Source organism: Streptomyces dysideae (genome assembly GCF_001514305.1).
Taxonomy (GTDB): domain Bacteria; phylum Actinomycetota; class Actinomycetes; order Streptomycetales; family Streptomycetaceae; genus Streptomyces; species Streptomyces dysideae.
In genome coordinates this window covers 64,584-70,583 of the sequence record NZ_KQ949122.1, presented here as the reverse complement: position 1 = coordinate 70,583, position 6,000 = coordinate 64,584, and the positions used below count along the sequence as shown (strand labels likewise).

Here is a 6,000-nt window from a genome sequence, read left to right as displayed (position 1 = left end):
GATCAGGGTGGGAATGGGTTCCGGCCTTGACGAAGGCCCTCGCCCGGCCTGGCAAGGCGGGCGAGCGGTTGGGGAACGCCGTGTGCGGCGGGGAGGTGTTGTCTGCGGCAGGCAATGGGTGTGCCGCTCGGCAGGTCACTGGAGCGCGTTACTAGCGCGCTCTAGTTGTCCGTACTATTGAACGCTCCACTGATGATGTCAATAGGTTTGTCAGGACGTATCGACAAGATGTCGGGTGAGTGACCACGCCGAGGACCCCGGAGCGCTGGGCGTCATGCCGACGGGTGAGCAGGTCGGACAGCAGCTCCGGACTGGTGCCGGCCGGCGGCGCCCGGGACATCGTGGCCGCCAACGGGCGACCGGGGCGGCCGGCACCGTCATGCCCAGGGCGGCCGCCGCCCGGTGCCCCGGGGTCGCGCAGGGGCAGCGCCCACCCCGCGGCGATCGCGCTGAGGCCCGGGCCCGCCGCGCCGGCGCTCAGCAGGAGGATGCCGCCGAGGCCGCCGTGGGCGAGGCCGTATCCCGAGCGAGGGTTCCAGCCCGACGGCGGGGAGGGTCGGGGCACTCGAGGGTGGCAGTGGACGCGGCGGACTCAGGGGCAACCGAGGGCGAGCTCAGCGCCGGCCGCCGGCGTCGGCCACCGAAGGCGCGCGGAGCGCGCGGGCGCACCCTCGGTGTGGACGCGGGCGCGGCCGTGGGCGAGGGCGGCGAGGATCGCGAGTGCCGCCGAGACCAGCGCCGTCCTGGCCGCCCACCGCAGGCCCCGGTAGTCCCCATTGCTCACGTCCGCGGCCATGCGTCCTCCACTCGCCGGCGGACATCGTGGGGCTGCGGTGTTACGGGCGGAAACACGGCCCGGAGCGAAGGGCGGGCCACTTTTGAACGTGTTCAACTCCAGGCGTACGCTACCGCCATGAGCGACAGAGCCGCCCTGCTCAAGGGCATACGCGTCTGGTTGGCCTTTTTCGTCGTCTGCCTGGTGCTCAGCGGCGCCACGGCCTTCCCCCTCGTCCACGAACTGCGCTGGACCGAGGATCTGCTCGGGGCCCTCTCCGTACCGGAGCACCTCCCCGCCCTCATGGACTGGATCGAGCGCGTCCGGCGTGGGCTCGACGTCGTCGATGCCGAGTACCCCTTCGTGCTGTACGGCACGGACTGGCTGGCCTTCGCGCACCTCGTCATCGCCGTCGCCTTCTGTGGGCCGTACCGCGACCCGGTCCGCAACATCTGGGTCGTCGAGTTCGGCATGATCGCCTGTGCGGGGATCATCCCGCTCGCGCTGATCTGCGGGCCGATCCGCGGGATCCCGTTCTGGTGGTCGGTGATCGACATGTCGTTCGGGATCTTCGGGGTGATACCGCTGTACGTCGTACGGAAGAAGATCAAGCGGCTGGAGGCGCTGACCGTGCCCTCGGCGCGATCAAGCGGCTGGAGGCGCTGACCGTGCCCTCGGCGCCCCCGGCCGCCGTCGCAGTCAGCGGTTGAACGCGGGGAAGGCGAAGCGCTGTGCGATGGCCAGGCCGTCGCCCTTGGCGTCGGTCGAGTTGACGGAGTAGACGACGGTCCGGGACAGGTCGCGGGTGCCAGCGACGACGGTGTGGTAGCCGGGGCGGGATCCCGTCTTGGCCCAGACCGTCCGGCCGTTCAGCTGGTACGGCGAGAACGGGGCGCCCATCGTGGCGTCCACCGCGTCCGGCACCGCGAACATCTCCTTGAGCTGCGGCTCGGGCACGACGCGTCCGCGGAACAGGCCGAACAGCAGTCGCTCCAGGTCCGCCGTCGTCGAGATCATGTCCCCGGCCGCCCACCGGTCGGACATGTTCCAGTCGGTCACGTCCACCAGCTCGCCGTCGATCCAGTCGTACCCCCGGTTGTGCGGCCCGTGGATCCGGGGGTCCGTGCCGGCCGGGAACGACGTGTGCCGCATGCCGAGCGGCCGGAAGATCCGTACGGCGGCCTGGTGCGCGTACGTGTCACTGGTGACCTTCTCGATCAGCATGCCGAGCACGGTGTAGTGGATGTTGCCGTAGTCCTGTCGCTCGCCGGGTGCGTACTCGGGGTCCGGGCCCTTGGCGACGGACGCGGCGACGACCTCGGCCGGCGTCAGGGTCGCGAAGCGGTGCGGGTACATTTCCTCGACGGTGTTGCCGAGCGACGCCCCCGGCTGCAGCCCGCTGGTGTAATTCAGCAACTGCCGTACGGTGACGGGCGCGAAGTCCTCGGTCAGCAGGCCGGGCAGGTACTGCTGCACCGTGCCGTCGAGCGAGATGCGGCCCTCGGCGGCCAGTTGCAGCACGAGCGCCGCGGTCACGATCTTCGTCGTCGAACCCGCCCGGAAGCGGGCGTTCTCGAGCGCCGGCGCATCGGTTCGCACGTCACGCACCCCGGCCACCCCGTGCCAGCTTCCCTTGCCGCCCACGCGGATGAGCGCGGCCGTCGCGTCCTTGTCGGGCAGCCCGGCGAGCGCGGCGCACAGGGCCTCGACGTCGGGGCCCTCCATCGAGGTGGACGGCTTGGCGGATGCGGCGCACGACGATCCCGGGTGCGCGGAGGCGGTCGTGGCGAGGGGCAGGGCGGTCAGGCCCAGAGTGAGGGCGGCGGTGACGGTGACGGCGGTCGGACGGAGGCGCATCGGATGCTCCCGAAGGGGTCGGTGGAAGGTTCGTGATCATCCTTCGGGAGGGCGGGCCTGGACGGATCGTCGGTGAGGAGGGCCTCCGACCCTGGGGAAGCCCCGAGCAAGTGCCGTACAGGACAGGGGTGTTGTGAGGGATCGCCCCTACGGGCCCGGGCCGACGGTTGGCCGCCGAAAAAGTGTTATCCCGCCCGCCTTCACCGCGTCTCCCTTCGCATCCCCATATCCCCCACACTCGGGAGCCCCCTATGCCTCGCCCGCGCCCCAAGCGGAATGTGACCTCCGACATAGCCAGAAGTGCTGGTCAGGCTGAGAAGGTGCGTACGGGCAGCAAGTGACCCGGGAGAGGACTCACGTGGACGAGGGTGCCGGGAGGCAGTGGCGCTCCACCATCGCGGCGGCGCAGGACGGCGACCGACGCGCGCTGGACGAGCTCGTGGAGGGCTGGCTGCCGCTGGTCTACAACGTGGTCGGGCGCGCCCTCAACGGCCACGCCGACGTCGACGACGTCGTCCAGGAGACCATGCTGCGCGCCGTCGACAACCTCGGCTCGCTGCGCGATCCGGACAGCTTCCGGTCCTGGCTCGTCGCGATCGCCATGCGGCAGATACGGGACCGGGCGCGCCGCAAGCAGCCCGCGCATCTCGACGAGTCGGCGGCGCACGAGGTCACCGACTTCGCCGAACTCACCGTCCTGCGGCTCCAGTTGGAGGGGCAGCGACGCGAGGTCGCGGAGGCGGTGCGCTGGCTGGACGACGAGGACCGGCAGTTGCTGTCGCTGTGGTGGCTGGAGGTCGCGGGCGAGCTGACCCGGCGCGAACTGGCCGCCGCGGCCGGGATCAGCCGGCAGCACGCGGCGGTGCGCGTCCAGCGGGTGAAGGAACGCCTGGAGACCGCGCGCGGCATCGTCCGCGCCCTCGACGGCGCCTGCCCCGGGCTGCGCGACCTGACCGCCCGCTGGAACGGCCGCCCCGACTCCGTCTGGCGCAAGCGGCTGGCCCGGCACATCCGGGGCTGCGGCTACTGCGGCGACACGCACGACTCCGTCGTACCGGCGGAACGGCTCCTCGTCGGCATCGCGCTCGTCCCGATCCCCGTCGGCTTCACGCTGTCGCTGGCCTTCGGCGGTAAGACGGCGGTGGCGGCCACGGCGGCGACGGCCACGTCCGTCGGCTGGTCGGCGAAGGTGCTGGGCGCGCTGACCCAGCCGGTCGTCGCGGTGACGGCGGGGGCCACGATCGTCGCGGGCGGCGCGTTCGTCGTCACGCAGCCCCCGGACAGCCCGCCCCCGCGCGCGGTCGCCAGCCCCACGGCGGCGAGTACGTCCCGCCCGCAGGCCCTGCCGATCCCGCCGTCCCCTTCCTCGTCCCCGTCCGCGTCGCCCTCGCCCACACCGAAGAAGACCGACCTGTACGGCACGGTCGTCGACGCCGTGGACGAGGCCCCGGACCCGAACACCGAGCCCGCGCCGCTGCCCCACCGCCCCGCGTCGGGAATCACCAGCACCGGCGGCGCGAAGGCGGTCATGGAGCACCGCGGCGACAGCGTGACGCTCAGCGGGCAGGGCTATGTCCTGGTGCGCTGGCAGATCGCACCGCACGACCGGCCCGGCGGACTGGTGATGCCGAGCTGGACCGGCCTGAAGGGCAAGCTCTTCCACGTCGCCTCCGGGGGCGGCCGCCGTATGGACGACGTCGTCGGGGACGGCTCCGACCGCGGCTACGTCACCGGCATGGGCGGCCCGGACATCGGATACACCGTCCTGCCCGAGGGCGCCCAGCAGATGTGGCAGAACGAGTACTTCTACGTCGACGGCAGCGTCACCCTCACCGTGAACGAGCGCGGCGCCTCCTACGGCCTGTCCGTCTTCCCGACGGACTGGGACGCGGTGACCAAGGACATCACGACCGGCCCCGACCAGGGCGCGATCCGCTACGGCCTGGTCCGCGACGAGGGCGACGACACGACGCCGGTCCCGCAGTACGTGACGCGGGCGACGCCGGCCGATGCGGCGACGGTGGATCAGCGGTCGCGGGTGTAGCGGTCCTGGGCCGCCACGACCTCGTCGCCGTGTTCGAAGGCCCAGGCGCCGAACGTCTCGATCGGGGTGAGCAACGTCCGGCCCAGGTCGGTGAGTTCGTAGTCGACGCGGGGTGGGGAACCGGCGTGTGACGTCCGTGCCACGAGGCCGTTGAACTCCAGTCGGCGCAGGGTCTCCGTCAGGACCTTCTGGCTGATGCCTCCGATGCGGTCCCGGAGTTCGCCGTGGCGGACGGGGCCGTGGCGTAGTGCCCACAGGGTTACGGCGTTCCAGGTGTTGGCGAGCAGGTCGAAGGCCAGGCGGGCGCGGCAGTCGGCGAGGAACGGGTGGTCGGTGGTCACTTACCGAATGGTGCCTGAGGGGCTTTCTAGTGTCTTGCCCATGCGTATAGGGATTCTTGGCAGGGGCGGGATGGCGGACGCGCTGGGGAGCCGGTGGGCGCGGGCCGGGCACGAGGTGGTCGCCGGCAGCCGGGCGGGTGGGGTGCGGGAAGCCGCGGAGTTCGGGACGGACGCCGTGTTGCTGGCGTTGCCGTACGAGGCTGTCGTCGAGGTGGTCGGGGGTCTTGAAGAGGTGTTGCGCGGGCGGGTGTTGGTCGACTGCACCAATCCGGTGGGGGCGGGGTTCCGGCTGCTCACGGCCGGTGGTCCGGCCGCGGCCGAGCGCATCGCGGCCGCCGCTCCCGGCGCGCGTGTCGTCAAGGCATTCAACCTGTGCCATGTCGATGTCTGGCGGCTGACCCCGCCCGTCTTCGACGGCCGCCCGCTGGCCGTTCCGCTGTGCGGGGACCACGACGCCGCCCTGTCCGTCGTACGGCGGCTCGTGCGCGACCTGGGGTGCGAGCCGGTGAACGCCGGAGGGCTGGACCGGGCCGGGTTGGTCGAGGCTACGGCGGCGCTGTTGATCGGGTTGTGGGTGGGGGAGGGGGTGGATGCGCAGGCGATCGTGCCGCCGGTGGAGTTCGCGGGGGCGCGGGAGTAGCTGGTGCCCCGGCAGGCAACCTTCGCCCGTTAAGGAGCGGCGTCCGGTGCGTGCTCTCGGCGTGCCGGGTACAAGCCCTCGTACTGGACGTACCTGGGTTTGTGCCCGGTGCGGCGAGTGGGGGCACCTCCCACGCCCTTGAGGCAGTGGGGGAGCGTGCCGGGCGTCGCGACGGGGCGAATGTCGCCTGTTGGGGCACTAGGGGGTGTTTCGAAAGTCCCGCACAGCACCCACGGCGCCCGGCACGCACTCTCGCCGCACCGACCAAAAGCCCAAGTACGTCCAGTACGAGGGCTTTCGTCCGGCGCGCCGAGAGCACGCACCGGACACCGCGGGCACCGCA

Annotated in this window: 6 protein-coding genes; 3 read left to right on the top strand and 3 right to left on the bottom strand. The window is 71.8% G+C overall.

What is annotated here, in order from left to right:
* Positions 1 to 592 precede the first annotated feature (592 nt).
* On the bottom strand, positions 593 to 796 hold the full coding sequence (locus AQJ91_RS43290) for a hypothetical protein (RefSeq protein ID WP_067034074.1): 204 nt from the start codon (positions 794 to 796) through the stop codon (positions 593 to 595).
* A gap of 117 nt (positions 797 to 913) precedes the next feature.
* On the opposite strand from AQJ91_RS43290, the gene AQJ91_RS43285 reads away from it, so the two are divergent.
* Complete coding sequence (locus tag AQJ91_RS43285) at positions 914 to 1,441, top strand: hypothetical protein (protein ID WP_067034071.1); 528 nt, start codon at positions 914 to 916, stop codon at positions 1,439 to 1,441.
* Positions 1,442 to 1,474: 33 nt separating this feature from the next.
* Here AQJ91_RS43285 and AQJ91_RS43280 read toward each other — a convergent pair whose 3' ends face one another.
* Positions 1,475 to 2,632, bottom strand: coding sequence for a serine hydrolase domain-containing protein (locus tag AQJ91_RS43280; RefSeq protein WP_067034069.1), 1,158 nt, complete (start codon positions 2,630 to 2,632; stop codon positions 1,475 to 1,477).
* A 358-nt stretch (positions 2,633 to 2,990) separates the two neighbouring features.
* On the opposite strand from AQJ91_RS43280, the gene AQJ91_RS43275 reads away from it, so the two are divergent.
* Positions 2,991 to 4,676 carry a sigma-70 family RNA polymerase sigma factor gene (locus tag AQJ91_RS43275; RefSeq protein ID WP_234383394.1) on the top strand — a complete coding sequence of 562 codons (1,686 nt, stop codon included), beginning with the start codon at positions 2,991 to 2,993 and terminating at the stop codon, positions 4,674 to 4,676.
* On the opposite strand, the gene AQJ91_RS43270 is transcribed toward AQJ91_RS43275, so the two are convergent.
* Positions 4,658 to 5,017: a winged helix-turn-helix transcriptional regulator gene (locus AQJ91_RS43270; protein WP_067034063.1), complete on the bottom strand. Its 360-nt coding sequence runs from the start codon at positions 5,015 to 5,017 to the stop codon at positions 4,658 to 4,660. The genes AQJ91_RS43275 and AQJ91_RS43270 overlap by 19 nt on opposite strands.
* A 40-nt stretch (positions 5,018 to 5,057) precedes the next feature.
* Here AQJ91_RS43270 and AQJ91_RS43265 point away from each other — a divergent pair, with 40 nt between their 5' ends.
* Positions 5,058 to 5,657, top strand: a complete 600-nt coding sequence (locus AQJ91_RS43265; protein WP_067034083.1) for an NADPH-dependent F420 reductase — start codon at positions 5,058 to 5,060, stop codon at positions 5,655 to 5,657.
* Positions 5,658 to 6,000: the final 343 nt, after the last annotated feature.